The organism is Enterobacter cloacae complex sp. GF14B (genome assembly GCF_004136805.1).
Taxonomy (GTDB): Bacteria; Pseudomonadota; Gammaproteobacteria; order Enterobacterales; family Enterobacteriaceae; genus Enterobacter; species Enterobacter hormaechei_C.
Genome location: NZ_QFRV01000034.1, coordinates 24,689 through 48,808 on the forward strand (window position 1 = coordinate 24,689; position 24,120 = coordinate 48,808).

Annotated in this window: 20 protein-coding genes and 1 pseudogene; 6 read left to right on the forward strand and 15 right to left on the reverse strand. The window is 54.0% G+C overall.

What is annotated here, in order from left to right; translation table 11 throughout:
- Positions 1-60: 60 nt before the first annotated feature.
- The 5 genes from asnB to nagB form a co-directional block, all read right to left on the reverse strand.
- Positions 61-1,725 carry an asparagine synthase B gene (asnB, locus tag DD606_RS12930; protein ID WP_129258739.1) on the reverse strand — a complete coding sequence of 555 codons (1,665 nt, stop codon included), beginning with the start codon at positions 1,723-1,725 and terminating at the stop codon, positions 61-63.
- A 250-nt stretch (positions 1,726-1,975) separates the two neighbouring features.
- Positions 1,976-2,728 (reverse strand): ribonucleotide monophosphatase NagD, encoded by a 753-nt coding sequence (gene nagD / locus DD606_RS12935; protein WP_003858667.1) that lies wholly within the window; start codon positions 2,726-2,728, stop codon positions 1,976-1,978.
- A gap of 45 nt (positions 2,729-2,773) precedes the next feature.
- Positions 2,774-3,994, reverse strand: a complete 1,221-nt coding sequence (locus tag DD606_RS12940) for an N-acetylglucosamine repressor (protein WP_003858665.1) — start codon at positions 3,992-3,994, stop codon at positions 2,774-2,776.
- Between the two features lie 8 nt (positions 3,995-4,002).
- Positions 4,003-5,151, reverse strand: a complete 1,149-nt coding sequence (nagA, locus tag DD606_RS12945) for an N-acetylglucosamine-6-phosphate deacetylase (protein ID WP_003858664.1) — start codon at positions 5,149-5,151, stop codon at positions 4,003-4,005.
- Between the two features lie 55 nt (positions 5,152-5,206).
- Positions 5,207-6,007: a glucosamine-6-phosphate deaminase gene (nagB, locus tag DD606_RS12950; protein ID WP_003858663.1), complete on the reverse strand. Its 801-nt coding sequence runs from the start codon at positions 6,005-6,007 to the stop codon at positions 5,207-5,209.
- Between the two features lie 325 nt (positions 6,008-6,332).
- Between nagB and nagE the strand changes: the two genes are divergently transcribed.
- Together nagE and glnS are read left to right on the forward strand one after the other, a co-directional pair.
- A complete protein-coding gene (gene nagE, locus DD606_RS12955; RefSeq protein WP_003858662.1) occupies positions 6,333-8,282 on the forward strand; it encodes a PTS N-acetyl glucosamine transporter subunit IIABC in 1,950 nt (649 codons plus the stop codon).
- 169 nt (positions 8,283-8,451) lie between these two features.
- A complete protein-coding gene (gene glnS / locus DD606_RS12960; protein WP_023315634.1) occupies positions 8,452-10,119 on the forward strand; it encodes a glutamine--tRNA ligase in 1,668 nt (555 codons plus the stop codon).
- Positions 10,120-10,379: 260 nt separating this feature from the next.
- On the opposite strand, the pseudogene DD606_RS26455 reads toward glnS, so the two are convergent.
- A pseudogene (locus DD606_RS26455) lies at positions 10,380-10,478 on the reverse strand (methionine synthase); the annotation flags it as partial.
- Between the two features lie 87 nt (positions 10,479-10,565).
- Between DD606_RS26455 and chiP the strand changes: the two are divergent.
- Together chiP and chiQ are read left to right on the forward strand one after the other, a co-directional pair.
- Positions 10,566-11,963, forward strand: a complete 1,398-nt coding sequence (gene chiP / locus DD606_RS12970; RefSeq protein WP_017694280.1) for a chitoporin — start codon at positions 10,566-10,568, stop codon at positions 11,961-11,963.
- 47 nt (positions 11,964-12,010) lie between these two features.
- On the forward strand, positions 12,011-12,337 hold the full coding sequence (gene chiQ / locus DD606_RS12975; protein WP_003858658.1) for a ChiQ/YbfN family lipoprotein: 327 nt from the start codon (positions 12,011-12,013) through the stop codon (positions 12,335-12,337).
- 91 nt (positions 12,338-12,428) lie between these two features.
- Here chiQ and fur read toward each other — a convergent pair whose 3' ends face one another.
- The 4 genes from fur to ybfF form a co-directional block, all read right to left on the reverse strand.
- Positions 12,429-12,875 (reverse strand): ferric iron uptake transcriptional regulator, encoded by a 447-nt coding sequence (gene fur, locus DD606_RS12980; RefSeq protein ID WP_003858655.1) that lies wholly within the window; start codon positions 12,873-12,875, stop codon positions 12,429-12,431.
- Positions 12,876-13,166: 291 nt separating this feature from the next.
- Positions 13,167-13,697 carry a flavodoxin FldA gene (gene fldA / locus DD606_RS12990; protein WP_003858653.1) on the reverse strand — a complete coding sequence of 177 codons (531 nt, stop codon included), beginning with the start codon at positions 13,695-13,697 and terminating at the stop codon, positions 13,167-13,169.
- A 155-nt stretch (positions 13,698-13,852) separates the two neighbouring features.
- Positions 13,853-14,140 carry a LexA regulated protein gene (gene ybfE / locus DD606_RS12995; RefSeq protein WP_003858652.1) on the reverse strand — a complete coding sequence of 96 codons (288 nt, stop codon included), beginning with the start codon at positions 14,138-14,140 and terminating at the stop codon, positions 13,853-13,855.
- Between the two features lie 128 nt (positions 14,141-14,268).
- Positions 14,269-15,042, reverse strand: a complete 774-nt coding sequence (gene ybfF, locus DD606_RS13000; RefSeq protein WP_003858651.1) for an esterase — start codon at positions 15,040-15,042, stop codon at positions 14,269-14,271.
- A 183-nt stretch (positions 15,043-15,225) separates the two neighbouring features.
- On the opposite strand from ybfF, the gene seqA reads away from it, so the two are divergent.
- Complete coding sequence (seqA, locus tag DD606_RS13005; RefSeq protein WP_003858650.1) at positions 15,226-15,771, forward strand: replication initiation negative regulator SeqA; 546 nt, start codon at positions 15,226-15,228, stop codon at positions 15,769-15,771.
- Positions 15,772-15,795: 24 nt separating this feature from the next.
- Entirely contained in the window at positions 15,796-17,436 is a 1,641-nt protein-coding gene (gene pgm / locus DD606_RS13010) for a phosphoglucomutase (alpha-D-glucose-1,6-bisphosphate-dependent) (protein WP_003858649.1), read from the forward strand.
- Positions 17,437-17,537: 101 nt separating this feature from the next.
- Here the strand turns inward: pgm and potE are convergent, their stop codons facing one another.
- The 5 genes from potE to DD606_RS13035 all read right to left on the reverse strand — a co-directional run.
- The gene (potE, locus tag DD606_RS13015) at positions 17,538-18,851 is read right to left on the reverse strand and encodes a putrescine-ornithine antiporter (RefSeq protein ID WP_129258741.1); all 1,314 of its coding nucleotides are present in this window, start codon (positions 18,849-18,851) and stop codon (positions 17,538-17,540) included.
- On the reverse strand, positions 18,848-21,046 hold the full coding sequence (gene speF / locus DD606_RS13020) for an ornithine decarboxylase SpeF (protein WP_022650609.1): 2,199 nt from the start codon (positions 21,044-21,046) through the stop codon (positions 18,848-18,850). The genes potE and speF overlap by 4 nt, the downstream gene beginning before the upstream one ends.
- Before the next feature lie 255 nt (positions 21,047-21,301).
- Complete coding sequence (speFL, locus tag DD606_RS13025) at positions 21,302-21,406, reverse strand: leader peptide SpeFL (RefSeq protein WP_003858645.1); 105 nt, start codon at positions 21,404-21,406, stop codon at positions 21,302-21,304.
- Between the two features lie 277 nt (positions 21,407-21,683).
- Positions 21,684-22,361 (reverse strand): two-component system response regulator KdpE, encoded by a 678-nt coding sequence (kdpE, locus tag DD606_RS13030; protein WP_003858643.1) that lies wholly within the window; start codon positions 22,359-22,361, stop codon positions 21,684-21,686.
- The coding region (locus DD606_RS13035) for a DUF4118 domain-containing protein (RefSeq protein WP_129258743.1) at positions 22,358-24,120 on the reverse strand (1,763 nt) is incomplete at its 5' end. The genes kdpE and DD606_RS13035, both read right to left, overlap by 4 nt.

The following is a 24,120-nucleotide window of genomic DNA, read 5'->3' on the forward strand; positions in this document are numbered from 1 at the left end:
ATGCCGGGAAAAGAGAGGCAAAAAAATCAGGCCCCGGAGGGCCTGATTATAGTCTGGACATTATTTATAAGCAGACTGGTGAACGCCCACCGCGCGTCCTGACGGATCGTTCATGGCTTTGAAGGATTCGTCCCATTCAATGGCTTTAGCTGAAGAGCAGGCGACCGAAGGACCACCCGGTACGCACTCGGCTGCGCTTGGAACCGGGAACAGCTCCTCAAAGATCTCACGGTACAAATACGCCTCTTTCGAGGCTGGCGTGTTGTACGGGAAACGGAAGCTCGCAGTTTCCAGTTGTTGATCAGAAACCTGTTTCGCCGCCACCTCTTTCAGGGTGTCGATCCAGCTGTAGCCTACGCCATCGGAGAACTGCTCTTTCTGACGCCACGCCACGCTCGCCGGCAGGTAGGATTCAAAACATTCACGCAGGATATGTTTCTCCATTTTGCCGTTGCCGCACATTTTGTCCTGCGGGTTGATGCGCATCGCCACATCGAGGAATTTCTTATCGAGGAACGGCACGCGGGCTTCCACACCCCAGGCGGACATCGCTTTGTTGGCGCGCGCGCAGTCAAACATGTGCAGCGCCTGTAGCTTACGCACCGTTTCTTCATGCAGCTGTTTGGCGTTCGGTGCTTTGTGGAAATAGAGGTAACCGCCAAACACTTCGTCAGAACCCTCGCCGGAGAGCACCATCTTGATGCCCATCGCTTTGATCTTCCGCGACATCAAATACATCGGCGTGGAGGCGCGAATGGTGGTCACATCATAGGTTTCAATGTGATAGATCACATCGCGGATCGCATCCAGACCTTCCTGTACGGTGAAGTGAATTTCATGGTGCACCGTGCCAAGATGGTTCGCCACTTCCTGGGCGGCTTTCAGGTCAGGTGCCCCTTCCAGACCCACGGCAAAGGAGTGCAGTTGTGGCCACCAGGCTTCAGAGCGCTCCTGATCTTCCACGCGACGTGCGGCGAATTTCTTGGTGATCGCGGAGATCACGGAGGAGTCCAGACCGCCGGAGAGCAGTACACCGTAGGGGACATCTGACATCAGGTGGCTTTTCACTGACTCTTCCAGCGCCTGACGCAGTTCCGCTTTGTCCGTCACGTTGTCTTTCACCGCTTCATAATCAAACCAGTCGCGCTGGTAGTACGGGCGGATCTCGCCGTCCTGGCTCCACAGGTAGCTACCTGCCGGGAACTCTTTGATGGTGCGGCATACCGGTACCAGGGCTTTCATCTCTGAGGCAACGTAGAAGTTACCGTGTTCATCGTGTCCCATGTACAGCGGGATAATACCAATATGGTCGCGGCCAATCAGGTAAGCGTCTTTTTCGCTGTCGTACAGGGCGAAGGCGAACATACCTTGCAGGTCGTCGAGGAACTCCGGGCCTTTCTCCTGATACAGCGCCAGGATCACTTCGCAGTCTGAGCCGGTCTGAAACGCGTAGCGATCGCCGTACTCAGCGCGCAGCGCCTGATGGTTGTAAATTTCACCGTTAACAGCCAGCGCGTGCGTTTTTTTCTCGTTATACAGCGGCTGTGCGCCAGCGTTGACATCAACAATGGAGAGACGTTCGTGAGCCAGAATCGCTTTATCGCTGGCGTAAACGCCTGACCAGTCCGGACCGCGATGGCGCATCAGGCGGGACAATTCGAGTGCTTTTTTACGCAGTTCGCCCGCGTCAGTTTTAATATCCAGTACGCCAAAAATAGAACACATAACCTTCTCCGTTAACCCTGTTGCGTTGTGATGTTGCTTGCTTATGAAAATGCCGCAAAAAGGGGAGGGGGCGCAAGCGTTTTACCGATGAAAACGTAAAAAGTGCAATGGCAATTGCCGAATCTTAAAAAAAGTGTATGCCTTAAGCGATTCTATTGATGATTTCTCAATGAAGAGCTGATTTCGTTAGATGAAGTGATGTTTTAAGACAGCAGAAATGAAAAACCACGCCCTGAGGCGTGGTTCTGAATCAAATAACGTCGATTTCGTCGACAGAGGGGTAAATCCAGCTTGGCCGGAACGGCATCGTATCAATGTCATCAAGCTGTGAAACGCCAGAAAGCACCAGGATGGTTTCAAGCCCCGCCTGGAAGCCAGCAAGAATATCGGTACGCAGGTTGTCGCCCACAATGACGGTTTCTTCTGAGTGTGCCTGCATCGTATTCAGTGCGGCGCGGATAATCCACGGGCTCGGTTTACCGACAACAAACGGCTTACGGCCCGAGATTTTTTCGATACCGGCACACAGCGCACCGCAGGCGGGATAAAAACCGCGACCGTGCGTGTCCGGGTTGGTGGCGATAAAACGCGCACCGTTGGCGACAAAGTAGGCTGCCTTATGCATCATCTCCCAGTTAAAGGAGCGCGTTTCGCCCACGATGACAAAGTCCGGGTTCACGTCGGTGATGGTGAAGCCCGCTTTATACAGCTCGTGGATCAGCGCACCTTCACCAACCACATAGGCTTTTTTGCCTTCCTGACGCTTCAGGAAATCCGCGGTCGCCATCGCAGAGGTATAGAACACGCTGTCCGGGACGTTGACGCCCGCAGTAGCAAAGCGGTTTGCCAGATCCTGACCAGTCTGTGAAGGGTAGTTCGTGAGAAGAACCAGTGGCATTCCTTTATCGATGATGCGGTGAAGAAACTCCGCAGCACCCGGCACGGCAACGTTGTCGTGCATCAGCACGCCGTCGATATCACAAATTACATTCTTAATGGTCATGGACAATCCGACATCAAAAAAAGAAGGCGTTACTATAAGATCCGATCAGGATTCCAGCAAATGTTGCAGCAGGATCCCGTTCAGCATGGCACGTTTTACCAGGGCGAATGCGCCAATTGCCGAGCGGTGATCGAGCGTAGATCGCACCACCGGCAAATTCTGGCGAAATGCCTTCAGCGCCTGGGTATTGATGCAGCCTTCAATGGCGGGCAGTAACACTTTTTCGGCTTCAACGATCTCGCCGGCAATCACCACCTTTTGCGGATTAAACAGGTTGATGGCAATGGCGATGGTCTTACCCAGGTGGCGTCCTACCTGTTCGATCACTTCGCAGGCCAGCGCATCGCCTTTGTTTGCCGCTTTGCAGATGGTGCCGATCTTACAATCGTCCAGCGTGACGCGGCTCTGGTAACCCTGCTCCAGCAGATGGCGAACGCGATGTTCAATGGCGGCGTTGGCGGCAACGGTTTCAAGACAGCCAAAATTACCGCAGTGGCAGCGCTCGCCAAGCGGTTCCACCTGGATATGACCAATCTCGCCTACGTTACCGTTACGACCAATAAAAATGCGGCCATTCGAGATGATGCCCGCACCTGTACCACGGTGAACGCGCACCAGAATAGAGTCTTCGCAGTCCTGGCTCGCACCAAAGTAGTGCTCCGCCAGCGCCAGCGAGCGAATATCGTGACCAACAAAGCAGGTCAGCTTGAAGCGCTTTTCCAGCGCCTCAACCAGCCCCCAGTTCTCTACCTTAATATGCGGCATGTAGCGAATAACGCCGCTTTCCGGGTCAACCAGGCCGGGCAAAATCACCGAGATGGCGATGAGTTCACGGATCTTGCGCTGACAGCTTTCGATAAACTGCGCAATGGTATTCAGTAACGCATGTTCAAGCGTCTCCTGCGTGCGCTCAGGAAGGGGGTAATGCTCTTCGGCAATGGCCTTGCTGCTCAGGTCGTAGAGCGTAAGCGTGGTGTCATGACGTCCTAAGCGAACGCCAATGGCCTGAAAATTGCGGGTTTCCGTGACGATGGAAATCGCGCGGCGGCCCCCGGTGGAGGCCTGCTGATCGACTTCTTTGATCAGGCCGCGCTCAATAAGCTGACGTGTAATTTTTGTCACGCTGGCGGGAGCAAGCTGGCTTTGTTCGGCTATCTGAATGCGTGAGATTGGCCCGTGCTGGTCAATCAGGCGATAAACTGCCGCGCTGTTAAGTTGTTTAACGAGATCGACATTACCGATTTGAGCTTGTCCGCCTGGTGTCATACTTTTACTTACTCAGTGACGACCTCGTTACCATTAACGATGGTCTTAATAATTTTATAATCGTGTGTGAACGCCGTCAGGTTTGCAACCATACCTGGCGCAATACCACCGAGCTGTTTATCGACGCCAATGGCGCGCGCCGGATAAAGCGTGGCCATGCGCAGCACTTCCTCAAGTGCGATGCCGCAATGTTCAACGAGGTTACGTACCCCTTCGATCATCGTCAGAGAAGAACCGCTCAGCGTGCCGTTCTCATCCACACACAGTCCATTCCGGTAGTATATTGTTTTACCAGCAAAAATGAACTGGTCAATATTCGCTCCTGCCGGAGCGGTAGCATCCGTCACCAGGCAGAGCTTGTCGCCTTTCAGGCGTTTGGCGTTGCGGATGTTGGTGTAATCGACATGCAAGCCGTCGGCGATAATGCCGCAGTAGACGTCTGGTTCATCCAGAATTGCGCCAACCAGTCCCGGTTCGCGGCCAGTAATATAGGGCATCGCGTTATAAAGGTGTGTGGCAAATGTAATGCCTGCGCGGAAACCGGCCTTCGCCTCTTTCAGCGTCGCGTTCGAATGGCCCGCAGATACCACAATCCCGGCGGCGGCCAGTTTGCTGATAACGTCCGTGCCGGTCATTTCCGGGGCCAGCGTCACTTTGGTGATCACATCGGCATTGGCGCACATGTAATCCACCAGCTCGGCATCCGGTTTGCGCACGTAGTTTGGGTTATGGGTGCCTTTCTTGACCATATTCAGCCAGGGCCCTTCCAGGTGCAGGCCCAGCGCCTGATTCGGATGTTTTGCCAGGTATTCGCGCATGACGCGGATACCCTGTTTCATCAGGTCATCGCTGCTGGTGATCAGCGTTGGCAGATAGCTGGTGCAGCCCGATTTCTCGTTGGCTTTCTGCATAATTTCCAGCGTTTCAACCGTCACCGCTTCTGCGGTATCGTTAAACTGGACACCGCCGCAGCCGTTAAGCTGTACGTCGATGAAACCGGGGGAGATTACAGCTCCATTGAGTGAACGCTGTTCGATCTCCGGCGGCAGTTCCGCCAGCGGGCAAACACGTTCAATCAGGCCATTGGCGATTACAATCGCATGGTCATCCAGAATTTCATGGCCGGTATAAATCCGACCGTGGGTTAAAGCGTACATATCGACCCCCGGTTAAAAAAAACGACCGCCCCGGATAAAAGAGGCGGTTATTCAATTACAGACCTTTGATGTTCTCAGCTTCCAGCTCGTTGAAGTATTTCAGCGTTTTCACTTTCAGCTCCATGGTGGACGGTTCGTCACACACGACAACCGCTTTTGGATGCAGCTGTAAGCAGCTGATCGTCCACATATGGTTCACGTTGCCTTCAACGGCAGCCTGAAGCGCTTGCGCTTTCACCGCGCCCAGCACCAGAATCATCACTTCTTCGGCATCCAGCAGCGTGCCCACGCCCACGGTCAGCGCGTATTTAGGCACCTGATTGACGTCGCCGTCAAAGAAGCGGGAGTTAGCCACGCGCGTATCATGGGTCAGCGTTTTAATACGGGTACGGGAAGCCAGTGAAGATGCCGGTTCGTTGAACGCGATATGACCATCGTTGCCTACGCCGCCCATAAACAGGTGGATTTTACCGTAGGAACGGATTTTTTCTTCATACTGACGGCATTCTGCGTCAATATCAGGCGCGTTTCCATTCAGCAGGTTAATGTTTTCAGCCGGAATATCAACGTGATCGAAGAAATTACGGTGCATAAAGCTGTGGTAACTTTCCGGATGTTCCTTTGGCAGGCCGACATATTCGTCCATGTTGAAGGTCACAACGTGTTTAAAGCTAACCTGGCCCGCTTTGTGCATTTCAACCAGAGCTTTATACGCGGTCAGGGGCGTGCCGCCGGTTGGAAGACCGAGAACGAAAGGACGATCGGCTGTTGGTTTGAACGCGTTGATGCGATTAACGATATGACGAGCAGCCCATTTTCCGACTTGTTCAGCTGTTGCCAGGGGAATCAGTCTCATTATTCACCTCTAAAGTTTAAGTAAAAGTGGGCGGATGATTAGTGCAACCTGAACTAAGCGTAACCTGGAACCTTTCAGGCCGGATCAATCCGCCTTGATTTTTTGAATGATAAAATAAGTTTTCGTCGTTAGCCAGTGACAGGGAGGGTTTAATACGATATTTGGTGACAATAATCACAAAAAATAGGTGTTTAATTTGCGATACGAATTAATTTTTCACACACTCACACTGCCAGTGAATCATCAACTGTATCTATCGTTCGTGACACAATAAAAACATAGTTTATGCGCGAGTCTTAACAAAGGGTCTCGTAGGGGGAATAGGATGAATATTTTAGGTTTTTTCCAGCGCCTCGGTAGGGCTTTGCAGCTCCCTATCGCCGTGCTACCGGTTGCAGCATTGCTGCTGCGATTCGGGCAACCCGATCTTCTTAACGTGCCGTTTATTGCCCAGGCAGGCGGCGCAATTTTTGACAACCTGGCGCTGATTTTCGCCATCGGTGTGGCGTCAAGCTGGTCAAAAGACAGCGCGGGTGCCGCGGCACTGGCAGGGGCTGTCGGTTACTTCATCCTCACGAAAGCGATGGTAACCATCAATCCTGAAATCAACATGGGTGTGCTGGCAGGTATCATTACTGGCCTGGTGGGTGGCGCCGTGTACAACCGTTGGGCAGGTATCAAACTTCCTGACTTCCTGAGCTTCTTCGGCGGTAAACGTTTTGTGCCGATTGCGACGGGCTTTTTCTGTCTGATCCTCGCCGCCATCTTTGGCTACGTTTGGCCACCGGTGCAGCATGCTATCCATGCGGGTGGCGAGTGGATCGTGTCTGCGGGCGCAATGGGCGCGGGCATCTTCGGTTTCATTAACCGTCTGCTGATCCCAACCGGTCTGCATCAGGTACTAAACACCATCGCCTGGTTCCAGATTGGTGAGTTCACCAACGCGGCCGGCGCGGTATTCCACGGTGATATCAACCGCTTCTACGCAGGCGACGGCACCGCGGGCATGTTCATGTCTGGCTTCTTCCCAATCATGATGTTTGGTCTGCCTGGCGCGGCGCTGGCAATGTACCTGGCTGCGCCGAAAGCGCGTCGCCCAATGGTTGGCGGGATGCTGCTGTCCGTTGCGATCACCGCCTTCCTGACCGGCGTGACCGAGCCACTGGAATTCCTGTTCATGTTCCTGGCTCCGCTGCTGTATCTGATGCACGCGATCCTGACCGGTATCAGCCTGTTCGTCGCCACCCTTCTGGGTATCCATGCTGGCTTCTCCTTCTCCGCAGGCGCCATCGACTATGTGTTGATGTACAACCTGCCGGCGGCAAGCAGCAACGTCTGGATCCTGATGGTGATGGGCCTGATCTTCTTCGTTATCTACTTCGTTCTGTTCAGCGCGGTTATTCGTATGTTTAACCTGAAGACGCCTGGTCGCGAAGATACGAAAGATGATGTTGTGACCAGTGAAGCCAACAGCAATACCGAAGAGGGTTTAACCCAACTGGCAACCAGCTACATTGCCGCTGTGGGTGGCACCGACAACCTGAAAGCGATCGATGCCTGTATTACCCGTCTGCGTCTGACCGTAGGCGACTCCGCGCGCGTGAGCGATGCAATGTGCAAACGCCTGGGTGCGTCTGGTGTGGTGAAACTGAACAAACAAACCATCCAGGTTATCGTGGGTGCGAAGGCCGAATCTATCGGCGATGAAATGAAAAAAGTGGTTGCCCGTGGGCCGGTCGCTGCCGCCTCAACGGATAACGCACCGGTGGCTGACGCGCCGGTTGCAAAACCGCAGGCTGTGCCAAACGCGGTGACCATCGCTGCGCTGGTTTCTCCGGTGACAGGTGACGTTGTTGCGCTTGAACAGGTGCCTGACGAAGCGTTCGCCAGCAAAGCGGTCGGTGACGGCGTGGCGGTGAAACCAACGGACAAAACCGTGGTCTCTCCGGCTGCCGGTACTATCGTGAAAATCTTTAACACCAACCATGCGTTCTGCCTGGAAACGGAAAAAGGCGCGGAGATCGTTGTCCATATGGGTATCGATACCGTTGCGCTGAACGGCCAGGGCTTTACTCGCCTGGTGGAAGAGGGTGCTGAAGTGGCGGCAGGCCAGCCGATTCTGGAAATGGATCTGGACTTCCTGAATGCCAACGCGCGCTCCATGATAAGCCCCGTCGTGTGCAGCAACATCGACGACTTCAGCGGTCTGGTGATCCAGGCGCAGGGGCAGGTAGTTGCAGGCCAGACGCCACTGTATGAGATTAAAGGCAAGTAATCGCTCCTGAGTAGAGTTATGCCTTTAGCGGCGGGGGATATCCTCCGCCGCTTTTTTTTGCAGCAATTGCCCCCATTATTTTCTTCCGGGACGTTTTAAGGGTTGTCACTACGTCCGGCTTATAAGATCATATGCCGTTATACGTTGTTTACGCTTTGAGGAATCCACGATGAGTGAGGCAGAAGCCCGCCCGAGTAACTTTATTCGTCAGATCATCGATGAAGATCTGGCCAGTGGTAAGCACACCACAGTCCACACGCGTTTCCCGCCGGAGCCAAATGGCTACCTGCACATTGGTCACGCCAAATCGATCTGCCTGAACTTTGGTATTGCGCAAGATTACCAGGGGCAGTGCAACCTGCGTTTCGATGACACCAACCCAGTAAAAGAAGACATCGAATACGTTGAGTCGATAAAAAACGACGTGCAATGGCTGGGCTTCAACTGGTCTGGCGATATCTGCTACTCCTCAGACTATTTCGATCAGCTGTATGCCTACGCGGTTGAACTGATTAACAAAGGTCTGGCATACGTCGACGAATTGTCAGCTGACGAAATCCGTGAATACCGCGGTACGCTGACTCAGCCTGGTAAAAACAGCCCGTTCCGCGATCGTAGCGTGGAAGAGAACCTGGCGCTGTTTGAAAAAATGCGTGCCGGTGGCTTCGAAGAAGGTAAAGCGTGTCTGCGTGCCAAAATCGATATGGCGTCTCCGTTCATCGTGATGCGCGATCCGGTGCTGTACCGCATTAAGTTCGCTGAACACCACCAGACCGGTAACAAGTGGTGCATCTACCCGATGTACGACTTCACCCACTGCATCAGCGATGCGCTGGAAGGCATTACGCACTCTCTGTGCACGCTGGAATTCCAGGACAACCGTCGTCTGTACGACTGGGTGCTGGATAACATCACCATTCCTGTGCATCCGCGTCAGTACGAGTTCTCTCGTCTGAACCTGGAATACACCGTGATGTCCAAGCGTAAGCTGAACCTGCTGGTCACCGACAAGCACGTTGAAGGCTGGGACGACCCGCGTATGCCGACCATCTCTGGCCTGCGTCGTCGTGGCTACACCTCGGCGTCCATTCGTGAGTTCTGCAAACGTATTGGCGTCACCAAGCAGGACAACACCATCGAAATGGCGTCTCTGGAATCCTGCATTCGTGAAGACCTGAACGAAAACGCGCCGCGCGCGATGGCAGTGATCGATCCAGTGAAACTGGTTATCGAAAACTATCCGCAGGGCGGAAGCGAACAGGTCTCGATGCCTAACCATCCGAACAAACCGGAAATGGGCACCCGCGACGTGCCGTTCAGCGGTGAAATCTGGATCGATCGCGCCGACTTCCGCGAAGAAGCGAACAAGCAGTACAAGCGTCTGGTGCTGGGCAAAGAAGTGCGTCTGCGTAACGCCTATGTGATCAAAGCAGAGCGAGTAGAGAAAGATGCGGAAGGTAACATCACGACCATCTTCTGTACGTACGACGCAGAGACGCTGAGTAAAGATCCGGCGGATGGTCGTAAAGTAAAAGGTGTAATCCACTGGGTGAGCGCGCAGCATGCGCTGCCGGTTGAGATCCGTCTCTACGATCGTCTGTTCAGCGTGCCTAATCCAGGCGCTGCGGAGGACTTCCTGGCGGTCATTAACCCTGAGTCTCTGATTATCAAGCAGGGGTATGCCGAGCCGTCTCTGAAAGCCGCTGAAGCCGGTAAAGCGTTCCAGTTTGAACGTGAGGGTTACTTCTGCCTGGACAGCCGTTACAGCACGGCAGAAAAACCGGTATTTAACCGTACCGTCGGTCTGCGTGATACCTGGACTAAGATCGGCGAATAATAACGCTGCTCTGGTCAATGAGAAACAAACGCCGCGTAATGCGGCGTTTTTTTATTTAACGATCATGTCGTTAAGCATCGGGATAATCATTTAAATCCAATATTCCAGGTCAATGTGGTGCTACTTATTTTATTTAAAAAAGTTTGTTGTTTTCCAAAAACAGAAACACTGAAAAATATATTCACAATATCAATGTTACTTACTGAAAATTAGCGCATTCCCCCGCCAGTACTCGCTTCCCGGTAAATGTTACAAAGCACTACGAAATATGTGCTCTTCGTCATAATCCTGACTTTTGCCTGATTAAAAGCATTGATAATTCGCGTCGCGAAAAATAACCTAAAGACGGTAGTTAATTCGAGGGTATTTCTGACTACCCCTGACCACTTGGTCTTTTCTGTTTTTCGCCGTTTAAGGCGTTTTAATTCGTCAAAGAGGAATAATCTATGCGTACGTTCAGTGGCAAACGTAGTGCGCTGGCGCTTGCTATCGCCGGTGTGACAGCAATGTCGGGCCTGGTGGTTGCGCCAGAGGCAAAAGCAGCAGGTTTCATCGAAGATTCCACCCTCACGGGCGGTATTTATTACTGGCAGCGTGAGCGTGACCGTAAAGACGTCACTGAAGATAAATACAAAACCAACCTTTCTCACTCGACCTGGAACGCCAACCTTGATTTCCAGTCGGGATATGCCGCCGATATGTTCGGGATCGATATTGCAGCGTTCACCGCAATTGAAATGGCCGAAAATGGCGACAGCGGCCATCCGAACGAAATTGCGTTCTCCTCCAGCAATAAAGCCTACGACGAAGACTGGTCCGGCGATAAAAGCGGAATCAGCCTGTATAAAGCGGCTGCAAAATTCAAATATGGTCCGGTCTGGGCGCGCGGAGGTTATATCCAGCCAACCGGTCAGACGCTGTTAGCGCCGCACTGGAGCTTTATGCCAGGCACCTATCAGGGGGCGGAAGCCGGTGCTAATTTTGACTACGGCGATGCGGGGGCGTTGAGCTTCTCCTATATGTGGACCAACGAGTACAAAGCGCCGTGGCACATTGAGATGGACAAGTTCTATCAGAACGATAAAAAAACCAAAGTTGATTATCTCCACTCGCTGGGAGCGAAGTACGACTTTAAAAACGATCTGGTGCTGGAAGCTGCATTTGGTCAGGCTGAAGGCTATATCGATCAGTACTTTGCTAAAGCCAGCTACAAATTTGATATCGCGGGTAGCCCGCTGAGCACCAGCTATCAGTTCTACGGTACGCGCGACAAGGTCAGTGATGGCAGCGTAAATGATATCTATGACGGCACCGCGTGGTTACAGGCGCTGACCTTCGGCTACAAGGTAGGTCAGGTTGATTTGCGTCTGGAGGGAACATGGGTCAAGGCAGAAGGGCAGCAGGGTTACTTCCTGCAACGTATGACGCCTACCTACGCCTCCTCTAACGGTCGTCTGGATATCTGGTGGGATAACCGCTCTGACTTTAACGCCGACGGCGAAAAGGCGGTCTTCTTCGGGGCAATGTATGACCTGAAAAACTGGAACCTGCCCGGCTGGGCAGTGGGAGCATCCTACGCGTACGCCTGGGATGCGAAGCCAGCGGATATGGCTACGCCAGACGCCTACTACGATCCGAACTACCGTCTGAAAGAGTCTTCATACAGTCTGGATGCGATTTATACCCTTCAGGAGGGCCGTGCGAAAGGCACGATGTTCAAACTGCACTTCACCCAGTATGACAACCACTCCGATATCCCGAGCTATGCGGGCGGTTACGGCAACATCTTCCAGGATGAGCGTGACGTGAAATTCATGGTCATTGCGCCATTCACAATCTTCTGATGAACACGCTGGCGGGCGAGATCCCGCCAGCATGGAGACTGCATATGATGAAAAAAATGGTAATCGTTGCGCTGCTGGCTTCGGGGCTGGTGGCGTGTGCGCATGATCAGGCGCAGAAAGAAGACTCCCGTCTGAAGGAGGCGTATAGCGCCTGTATTAATACTGCCGAAGGATCGCCGGAGAAAATTGAAGCCTGTCAGAGCGTGCTGAATGTGCTGAAAAAAGAGAAAGCGCATGAGCAGTTTGCGACGCAGGAAAATGTTCGCGTGATGGATTACCAGGCCTGTATCCAGGCGCGGAAAACCGGTAACGATCAGGAAGTGGCGAAGCGTTGCGATAAGATCTGGAACGAGATACGCAATAACAATAAATAAGTTGCTTTACGCCCGGTGGCGCAGCGTCACCGGGCTTTTTTCAGGCAAAAAAAAGCCAACCTCACGGCTGGCTCAGAGTATGAACACTCACTTATTTTGCGTCGTGCGCATGTTCATTTTCGCGGCAATCACCTTCAGCACAGTGACCGTACAGGTACAGGCTGTGGTTGGTCAGGCGGATGCCATGACGGGCGGCGATTTCACGCTGGCGCGATTCAATGGAATCATCGCTAAATTCAATGACCTTGCCACAGTCGAGGCAGATCAGGTGATCGTGGTGGTGCTGCTGAGTCAGCTCGAACACGGATTTACCGCCTTCGAAATTATGACGAGTAACAATGCCCGCGTCATCAAACTGGTTCAGCACACGATAGACGGTTGCCAGCCCAATCTCTTCACCCATATCGATAAGACGCTTATAAAGGTCTTCCGCACTGACATGGTGATTGTCTGGCCCCTGAAGCACTTCAAGGATTTTTAACCGAGGAAGCGTTACTTTCAGGCCAGCTTTCTTTAATGCGGTATTGTTGTCAGTCATGCGGAATCTGTCCTGTTGCTAAACGATTCACTTCAAAAGAAGAAGTGACAGAAAATGCACTTGGGATAATGCGTCTCATTATAGAACTGCCATGGCTAAATGAAAACTGCAAGTCTCAAGCAAAGTATGCTTATAAAAACGTGGTATCACCAACAAACTTGTTCGATGGCACCCACTTTTTACCAGGGGGATATTGTACAGGTCTGGGCGAAAAAGTTAAAAGTTTGTAGCAATTAATTTAATCGGTTTTACCTGGAAAACGGGCGCAACCGGAGTTGCGCCGCAGGGATATCAGGCGTTAAGGATATCGTCCAGGTTCAACTCTTCCCGAACCTGCTTAACCCATTTTTCTACACGCTCAGCGGTCAGCTCTGGCTGACGGTCTTCATCAATGGCCAGGCCAACGAAGTGATCGTCATCTGCCAGACCTTTGGAAGCTTCGAAATGGTAACCCGCCGTTGGCCAGTGACCGACGATCGCCGCACCGCGTGGCTCAATGATGTCGCGAATAGTGCCCAGCGCATCACAGAAATACTCAGCATAGTCTTCCTGATCGCCACAGCCAAACAGGGCAACCAGCTTGCCGTTGAAGTCTACTTCTTCCAGCGTCGGGAAGAAATCGTCCCAGTCACACTGTGCTTCACCGTAGTACCAGGTGGGGATGCCCAGCAGCAGGATGTCATAGCCCTCGAGATCTTCTTTGCTGCTCTTGGCGATGTCATGCACATCAGCAACGTCTTTACCGAGCTGTTTTTGAATGTTTTTTGCGATATTTTCAGTATTGCCGGTATCACTGCCAAAGAAAATGCCGATGATTGCCATGAGTAAAATAACCTCTTGAAACTTAATGGTATGGTGGCGCAAATTGACCACGGATAAGGGCAATAATAGCAGAACAGGCAACCCTGCGGAAACAGCTATCACGCAGGACTGCACTCTGTGCTACATGAAAAAGGTAATATTGGGGATTTTCTGACTCACGCCTTGCCGCGTAACGTCTCAAGCTGGGCGATCAGCATCTCTTCGATCAGTTCGCTGCGGCTGATGTTGCGCGCGTCAGCTAACTCGTTAAGCGCATCGACGGCATCGGCATTCAGCTTCAGTTCGACACGCTTAAGCCCACGATTTTTATCGCGTTTAAGCTGGTTGCGTTTATTGATACGCAGCTGTTCATCGCGCGAAAGCGGATTCGTTTTCGGTCGTCCCGGTCGACGCTCATTCGCGAACAGATCTAGTGTCGTACGGTCCGTTTGTTCTTTGGCCATGATTCTGAGACTTCGGGGGAAACACGCCGCCCTGCTAATGCCCGGGCGATAAGCGCGCCATCATACATCACCCAAATCCACACGCCAACGACTGGAAGCCCGTCGTCTTCCGGTCGCTGGCTTTTTAATCAATTCGCTGTATCAGTAAGATAGCGGCGAATGGCGCGCAGGACGGCATCCGGTTTTTCCGCGTGTACCCAGTGCCCGGCACCCGCAATGACGTGAGCGCGAGCCTGCGGGAATTGCGCCAGCAGCGCGTCACGGTACGCGTCAGTGACGTAAGGGGAGTTGCCGCCGCGAATAAAAAGGGTAGGGTGCGGCCAGGCGGGGACGGCTTCCCAGCCCACAATATGCGAATACTGATCCCACAGCACCGGGACGTTAAAGCGCCATTGCCCGTCAACAAACGATTTCAGCAGGAACTGGACCACGCCTTCTTCATCAAGATGCTCGCGCATAACGGCAGCCGCCTGTTGGCGGGTTGCGACACCCGCTTCGGTGACCGCATTGATGGCGGCAAAAATCTCATCGTGACGGCGAACGTCGTAATTGACGGGCGCAACGTCGATGACCACCAGCCCGGAAATTCGCTCAGGTGCCAGCGCAGTGAGCGCCATCACCGCTTTACCGCCCATTGAATGCCCGATAAGCGTCGCTTTCTGAATATTATTCGCATCGAGGGTGTCCCGCAGATCCTGCGCCATGGCTGCGTATGTCATCTCCTCCGAGCGCCCTGAAAGACCGTGATTGCGCATATCAACCTGGAGGATCTCGTGATCGGTCACTAAATCGCGCGCCAGCACACCCAGATTATCCAGGCTACCAAACAGGCCGTGAACCAGTACGATGGGAGAATTATTGTTCGGCGATTGTGCAGTTTGCGCTCGGGTATTCAATTTCATGGCAAAGTTCTTTTTTTAGGTTTGTCAGGTTAGGGTATCATGTTGACCATTCTGCCGCCCGGGGGCAAGGATCCAGTTTAATCTGACTTTTGCCGCCAACCTGGTTTGACGCTATCCGCTGTTGGGATTTGACCTTATAATCTCAACGACTTGTATTCAGATAAGATATCGCACTGGATTAAGATGAAAACAATCGAAGTTGATGACGAACTCTATCAGTATATTGCCAGCCAGACGCGGCATATTGGGGAGAGCGCGTCCGACATTTTACGGCGCATGCTTAAAATTTCCGCCGCCTCACAGCCCACTCCTGTCACTAAAGATGTCGTGTCTCAGCCGAGCGTTGTTGCACAAGTAAAACCTGCCGTCATGCCGGCAAAGGACAAAGTGCGCGCGATGCGCGAGCTGCTGCTGTCCGATGAATATGCCGAGCAGAAAAAGGCCGTTAACCGCTTTATGCTGGTGCTGTCTACACTTTACTCACTGGATAACAACGCATTTGCAGAAGCGACAGAGTCGCTGCACGGTCGCACGCGCGTTTATTTCGCAGGCGACGAGCAGACCTTGCTGCAAAATGGCAACCAAACCAAACCCAAACACGTTCCCGGTACGCCATACTGGGTGATCACCAATACCAATACGGGCCGCAAGTGCAGCATGATCGAACATATCATGCAGTCCATGCAGTTCCCGGCGGAATTGATCGAAAAGGTTTGCGGTACAATTTAACCCTTGCATCAGAAGGACCAGGCAATGGCAAATCACAGCCGTGCAGGACAACCTGCGCAACAACGCGATTTGATTAACGTCGCTCAACTGACCGCGCAGTACTACGTGCTGAAACCGGTGGTGGGCAACGCAGAACACGCAGTGAAGTTTGGTACATCTGGCCACCGCGGCAGCGCGGCGCGCCACAGCTTTAACGAACCGCACATTCTGGCCATTGCTCAGGCCATCGCGGAAGAGCGCGCCAAAAATGGCGTCACCGGTCCGTGCTATGTAGGGAAAGATACCCACGCCCTGTCTGAACCTGCTTTTATCTCCGTGCTGGAAGTGCTGGCGGCGAACGGCGTAGACGTGATTGTTCAGGAGAACAACGGTTTCACGCCAACGCCTGCGGTGTCTAACGCTATTCTGGTACACAACAAAAAAGGTGGCGCGCAGGCTGACGGCATTGTGATCACCCCGTCCCACAACCCACCGGAAGATGGCGGCATCAAGTACAACCCACCAAACGGTGGCCCGGCGGATACCAACGTCACGAAAGTGGTGGAAGATCGCGCCAACGCGTTACTGGCTAACGGTCTGAACGGCGTGAAGCGTATCTCACTGGATGAAGCCATGGCCTCCGGCCACGTGAAAGAGCAGGATCTGGTTCAGCCGTTCGTGGAAGGGCTGGCGGATATCGTCGATATGGCCGCTATCCAGAAAGCCGGTCTGAAGCTGGGCGTGGATCCACTGGGCGGCTCCGGTATTGAATACTGGAAACGCATTGCCGAGCACTACAAGCTGGATCTGACCATCGTGAACGATCACGTCGATCAGACCTTCCGCTTTATGCACCTGGACAAAGACGGCGCGATCCGTATGGACTGCTCCTCCGAATGCGCAATGGCTGGCCTGCTGGCGCTGCGCGACAAGTTCGATCTGGCGTTTGCTAACGACCCGGACTACGACCGTCACGGTATCGTCACCCCGGCTGGGCTGATGAACCCGAACCACTACCTGGCTGTGGCCATTAATTATCTCTTCCAGCACCGTCCGCAGTGGGGCAAAGAGGTCGCGGTGGGTAAAACGCTGGTCTCTTCCGCCATGATTGACCGTGTGGTCGATGCGCTGGGCCGCAAGCTGGTGGAAGTGCCGGTGGGCTTCAAGTGGTTTGTTGACGGTCTGCACGACGGCAGCTTCGGCTTTGGCGGTGAAGAGAGCGCGGGGGCATCCTTCCTGCGCTTCGACGGCACCCCATGGTCAACCGATAAAGACGGCATCATCATGTGCCTGCTGGCGGCGGAAATCACCGCGGTCACCGGTAAGAACCCGCAGGAACATTACAACGAGCTGGCGGAACGTTTCGGTGCGCCAAGCTATAACCGTATCCAGGCTGGCGCCACGTCTGCGCAAAAAGCAGCTCTGTCAAAACTCTCTCCGGAGATGGTCAGTGCCAGTACCCTGGCTGGTGACCCGATCACCGCGCGTCTGACGGCGGCGCCGGGTAACGGCGCATCCATCGGCGGCCTGAAGGTGATGACCGAAAACGGCTGGTTCGCCGCGCGTCCATCCGGTACGGAAGATGCGTACAAAATCTATTGCGAAAGCTTCCTCGGCGCTGAGCATCGTCAGCAGATTGAGAAAGAAGCGGTAGAGATTGTCAGCGAAGTGCTGAAAAACGCGTAAGTGGTGTTTGGTGCAGGCTGATGCCCTCACCCCGGCCCTCTCGCACGGGGAGAGAGAAAACACTAAAAACGGCAACCTCAGGGTTGCCGTTTTGCTTTTACCTAACTGTGCTTGTTCTTCAATTCAAATCTCGGCGACACCAGACCGTACAGCGTCCAGCCCATAAAGGTCACCATCGCACCATACAGCATCGCTTCCTGGCCGGAGGAATAGAGCGCATAGAAGCTGTAAATTGCGCCAATCAGCGCCACAATATTGGCCGCACGGGCTTTGCGCGGATCAACCTTCGCCACCTTCTGAATAATCACCAGCGCCGCCATCGACAAAATGTACGGAATGATGTTCGTCACCACCGCCAGGTTGACCAGCACGTTAAACTGGCTGTTCAGTGACGGGCTGATGGTCATCAGCGACAAACCACTCTGGAAGATGACAATCGCCAGCATCCCTTGCACAGGTGCATCCGCTTTGGTCACGCGGGAGAAGATTTTCGGGAAATAGCCTTCGTCAGCCGAGGATTTAAACACCTGAGCGATGGTGAACTGCCAGCCCAGCAGCGAGCCGCAGCAGGACATCACCATCAGTCCCATGATCACTTTCCCTACCTCCGGCGTAAACATCTGCGCAAACGCCAGCCCGAACGGCGCCGTGGAGTAGGCCAGATCCATGTTGGGCACAATTCCCGCAATCACGTTGGTCGAGACGATATAGATCACCGCCGCCCCCAGCGTCCCGCCGAGTACCGCGATCGGCACATTTTTCTCCGGGTTTTCCACCACTTCCGCATTCGCACAGGCTGACTCCAGCCCGAGGAAGGCCCACAGCGTCATGGCGATGGACGATCCCACGGCAGTGAAGAACGGTACGTGATGCGGATTCCAGGAGTTGGCGTACAGGGTCGGGCTGAACCAGAACCAGCCGATGATGCACAGGCCGACAACCGGGATGATCACGCCCCAGACGGTAATGCTGCTAAGTTGTCCGGTGATGCGCGCGCCGCCAAAGTTGGCGACGGTACAGATCCACAGCACGCCGATGGTTGCCAGCCCAATCTGCACCGGGGTCAGCGTCGCCCCAAACAGCTCCGTACCGTAACCGACAGCGGAAATGGCAATCGCCACGTTGGCGATCAGCAGCGACACGCCGTAGGTATAGTTCGCCATAAAGTTACCGGACTTACCGAACGCATATTCGGCATAGCCACCCATCCCGCCGGACTTGCGGCTGAACATTCCGCACTTGGCAAAGGCCCATGCCAGCGCCATCGAACCCACGGCGGTAACAAGCCAGGAGATAATCGAAATCGTCCCCACTTCAGCGAGCTTGGTGGGCAGCATGATGATCCCCGAACCCATCATATTCACCATGGTGAGAATAGTGAGTTGCACCACGCCCATCTTGTTGGCCTTACTCATAATTTTTCTCCTTTCAGCAGCGATGGCTGAGCGGCAGGTTGTTTGATGACGTAGCAGCGCACCTGTTTGCGACCGTCACACTCCTCGACGTAAACCCCCTGTAACTCCGGCGCAAAGCCCGGCAGCAGATTGATCCCGTCTTCCAGCGCGGCGAAGTAGCGCAGCACGGAACCGCCCCAGACTTCCCCCGGAACCACGCACAACACCCCCGGTGGGTAAGGCAGCGCGCCTTCCGCGGCGATACGGCCTTCCGCGTCGCGCAGGGACACCAGCTCGACCTCACCGCGCAGATAGGCATAGTTCGCCTCCTGCGGGTTCATCATGACGCGCGGGAAGTGAGACCTGCGGAACATCTCTTTTTGCAGCTGCTTCACGTTATGGCGGGCATAGAGGTCGTGCATCTCCTGACAAATCTGACGCAGGGTATAATCCGCATAACGTTCCGGATGTTGCTTATAAAGAGAGGGCAGAACCTCTTTCAGCGGCACATCGCTCTGGAGCAGTTTTTCGAAGCGCACCAGTTGGGCGACGAGCTGCTGCAATTTGCCCATGTCCTCCGCCGGGGTGAGCAGGAAGAGAATGGAGTTGAGGTCGCATTTTTCAGGCACGATGCCGTTTTCACGCAGGAAGTTGGCGAGGATGGTGGCGGGCACGCCGAAATCATCGTACTCGCCGGTGCGGGCGTTGATGCCTGGCGTGGTCAGCAGCAGTTTGCAGGGATCGATAAAATACTGATGCTCGGCATATCCCTCAAAGGCGTGCCAGCGTTCGCCCGGAACAAAATGGAAGAAGCGCAGATCGGTTGCAATCTCTGCCGTATCCCAGCTTTCCCATGGACGGCCATCCACCGTCTCTGGCACGAACGGACGAATAAACTGACAGTTCTGAAGGATCAGTTTCCGTGCTTCGATACCGGTCACCACGCAGTCCATCCACATGTTGCGCCCACTTTGCCCCTCGTGCATGCGGGCGTTGATATCCAGGGCGGCAAACAGCGGATAGAACGGGCTGGTGGAGGCGTGCATCATAAAGGCGTTGTTGAGGCGCTTATGCGGGACATAGCGCGCCTGGCCTTTTATATGGCTGTCCTTCTTATGGATTTGCGAGGTTTGCGAGAAGCCCGCCTGCTGCTTATGCACCGACTGGGTAACCAGAATGCCCGGATCGTTTTCGTTCAGCTCCAGCAGCAGCGGCGAGCAGTCGGCCATCATCGGGATAAACTGCTCGTAACCCACCCAGGCGGAGTCAAACAGAATGTAATCGCACAGGTGACCAATCTTATCCACCACCTGACGGGCGTTATAAATGGTACCGTCGTAGGTGCCCAGCTGGATCACCGCCAGACGGAACGGACGTTCATCCCGCGCGCGACCAGGCGCGACCTCTGACACCAGTTCCCGCAGGTAACTCTCGTCGAAACAGTGTGCGTCAATACCGCCGATAAACCCGTACGGGTTGCGCGCCGTTTCCAGATACACCGGCGTCGCGCCTGCCTGTAACAGTGCTCCGTGGTGATTAGATTTATGGTTATTGCGATCGAACAGCACCAGATCGCCTGGCGTGAGGAGGGCATTGAGCACCACTTTGTTGGAAGAGGAGGTGCCGTTCAGCACGAAGTAGGTTTTATCCGCATTAAAGACTTTTGCCGCATGCTGTTGGGCGATGCATGGCGCGCCTTCATGGATCAGCAGATCGCCCATTGCCACGTCGGCATTGCACAGATCGGCGCGGAAAAGCGTTTCGCCAAAGAAATCGACAAACTGGTTTCCGGCCGGATGGCGGCGGAAGAACTGGCCTCCCTGATGTCCGGGGCAGTCAAACGCACTGTTCCCCTGCTGGACGTAATCGACCAGCGCGCGGAAGAACGGCGGGCGGAGCTGGGTTTCGTACTTCTGCGCAGCCGCTTCAAGCTGGCGTCCGTAGTACGCATTGCTGGTGTCGGAGTACTCAAAAACGCCGTGAATACGCGACAGAAATTCAGCCGGAACCCTTTCTTCTTTATGCGTGGCAATAAACACCGGAATACCGAATCCCGTGGCTTCTATTTCTTCTATGGCGCCATTGAAAATATCGCTGACGGCCAGAACCACGGCTGCCACATCAATATAATCCGATGCGGTGATATCCACAATGTCGCGCGAAGTGGTAAAGCATTCAGGGCAGGCACGGCTGACGGCAATTTTTAACGTTTTCATCTTTATCTCTTTATTTCAGGCAATATGGGGCCCTCGACTTCTTGCGGTAAAGAAATCGATTATTTCCGGAAAAAAAAGCAAAGCGTGTCCGCTGATACGAAATCAGTTAATTGCTTTTTTGCTGAGTAGAATTCAGTCCGCCCGGTTGCGGAGAATCTGAATCACAAGGAATGAGCGCAGGTGTTCACAGGCAACAGCCTGTAAAATAGCGTGTTTCAGGATAACCTGTAAGCAGATGCGCCAGAAGTCGAAGGACTACCGGGCGTTAAAGAGATGAAAGTCAAAACAGTTTCGGTGGGCAAACATCATGATATGTGTTGTCCGCCTTATATGGGGCATTAAACGATTATTGTTTTCCATGTTCAATTTCCTTTCAGTAATTGAAAGCATGGTCATTTTATCCAGGAAAAAGGGATTAACTGTGAAACAGATCACCAATAACCGATCATTTCAGAAATAATTAGTCGTTTTGAGTGAATAACGCAGATCAAAATGCTGTTTTGTTGGTTCGGTGTTAAATTGATGTTTTAATTGTGTTTAAAGAGGGCGAATATAGCCGTGAAAATAATCTCATCGTTATTTTCATGGCTATATTCAGGTTGGTAAGTTTTTATTTAAAATTAAAGTGAATACTTATTCAGATCATAAACCGATATCCGATACCGGTTTCTGTTAATAAATGACGAGGACGCGCGGGATCGGCTTCAAGCTTCTGGCGAAGGTGTCCCATATAAATGCGTAAATAGTGACTATGCTCGACAGCATTCGGCCCCCAGACCTGGCTTAACAGCTGTCGCTGCGTTAACACTTTACCATGGTTATTGAGCAGCACGGCCAGCAGACGAAACTCAATAGGCGTAAGGTGGATCTCTTCTTCTCCTCTTACGATGCGGCGTGCAGCAAGATCGACGCGGATATCGCCAAAGGCGTACACCGGGTCGGAAGGGGAGGTGGCACTGTGTCGACGCAGCGCCACACGAAGCCGGGCCTGTAACTCGCCAATGCCAAACGGTTTGATCAGATAATCATCCGCTCCGGCATCCAGCGCGGCGATTTTATCCGTCTCTTCGGTGCGGGCAGAGAGCACCAGAATAGGCATCTGGCTCCACTGACGCACCTCACGAATAAAATCGATGCCGTCGCCATCCGGAAGTCCCAGATCCAGGATCACCAGATCTGGCTTGCGGGTCGCGGCTTCAATCAACCCTCGTTGAAGCGTTCCGGCTTCATGAACGCGCAAACCGTCGCCTTCCAGCGCGGTACGCAGAAATCGGCTGATAGCGAGCTCATCTTCAACAATCAGAACGTTAATCACAAATCCTCTGGTAATTCATCAAGTTCTGGTGGGCTTTCCAGAGGAAGTGTAACACAAAAGCGAGCCCCACCTTCCGGGCGGTTCTCTGCGGAAATGGTGCCGCCATGCACGTCGACAATCGCCTGGCAGATCGCCAGCCCCAGCCCAACGCCAGGAATGGCGGATTCCTTATTACCGCGCGCAAATTTTTCGAATATGGCGCGCTCCTGTCCGGCCGGAATACCCGGCCCGGTATCCCAGACGTCGAGCCGCAGCACACGTTTATCCACCCTGGCAGCAATCCCCAGCCGGGCCTTTGCCCCGGCGTATTTAGCGGCATTTTCCAGAAGATTAATCAGCACGCGCTCAAACAGCGGGCCATCCACATGGATTAACGTCAGGGGTTCCGGCATGTCCAGCTCAATATGGCGCCCGCCGAGACCCGGCTCCAGCATCTTCAGCGCACTGCCGACAACCTCCTCAAGGGTGAGCCACTCTTTTTTGAGGTTAAACCCGCCGGACTGAATGCGCGCCATGTCCAGCAGGTTGTTCACCAGGCGCGTGGTATTCAGCACGTGCTGGCGAATTTCGCTGGCCTGCATCGCGTGCTTTGATCCTTCCGCCGCCAGATCCAGCGTCAGAATTTCGGACTGGCCAAACAGCACGGTAAGCGGGGTGCGCAAATCGTGAGACAGCGCTGCCAGCAGCGAGTTGCGAATACTTTCGCGCTCGCTTGCCAGCCGCGCCTGCTCTTCGCTGGCGGTGAGCGCCAGCCGTTCAAGGGCGCTGGCGACCAGCAGGGTGAAGGTTTCAAGCAGGCGCTGCTGCTCGGGGATCATCAGCTGACGCAGGTTAGACGGCTCGACGATGACCAGCCCGTGATTTTTATCCGCGCTGCGCAGCGGCAGGATCTGGTAAGGCACGCCGGGCAGCGTGTCGGTGCCGGCGCCGGCAGGTAAACCCTTATCGAAACTCCAGCGGGCAATCGCTTCATCCCAGGGCGTCATCCCCGAAGGGGAGGTCAGCGGGCGAAGGCGCCCTTGTTCGTCGGGGAGCAAAATCAGGTTACTGGCATGAAAGGTCGAACGGATAAACTGCTCGCTGGTCTGCACGATATCTCGCTGCGTGCGGCCAACCGCCAGCGATTTTGACATTTCATACAGATGGCGCGTGCGCTGCTCGCGATAGCGGGCAATGCGTGCCTGGTAGCGCACGCCTGCCGTCAGATTCCCGATCACCAGCCCGACGGTAAGCATCACGGCAAAGGTCAGAATGTACTGCACGTCCGAGACAGCAAGCGTCCCGCGCGGAGCAATAAAGAAAAGATCGAAGCTGATGACGTTGATCACCGTCGCCAGCACCGACGGCCAGCGGCCATAAAAGAGCGCGACCACAACGACGCCGAGCAGATAAATCATGACCAGATTGGCGGCGTCGAAGGCGATGAGCCACTGGCTGGCAATCACCGTAATCAGGGCGCAGAGGACCACGGCCACCATGCAGCCCCGGATCTGAATGCGCCATTTATCGCCAAAGGTGCGAGCGTCCGGCGTACGGTTGGGCAGGGGGGCGGGCTTGTCATCCAGCGCGACGATGACTAAATCAAGATCCGGCGCGCGGCGGGCCAGCCTGTCGGCAAAAGATTCGCGGCTAAACCAGCGGCGGTGCTGGCGACGTCCAATGACAATCTTGCCCAGGTTGTGCTCCCGCGCGTAGCGCAGAATGGCTTTATCTTCCTGCGGATCGGAAAGGGTTGCGGTTTCGGCGCCCAGCTCCTGCG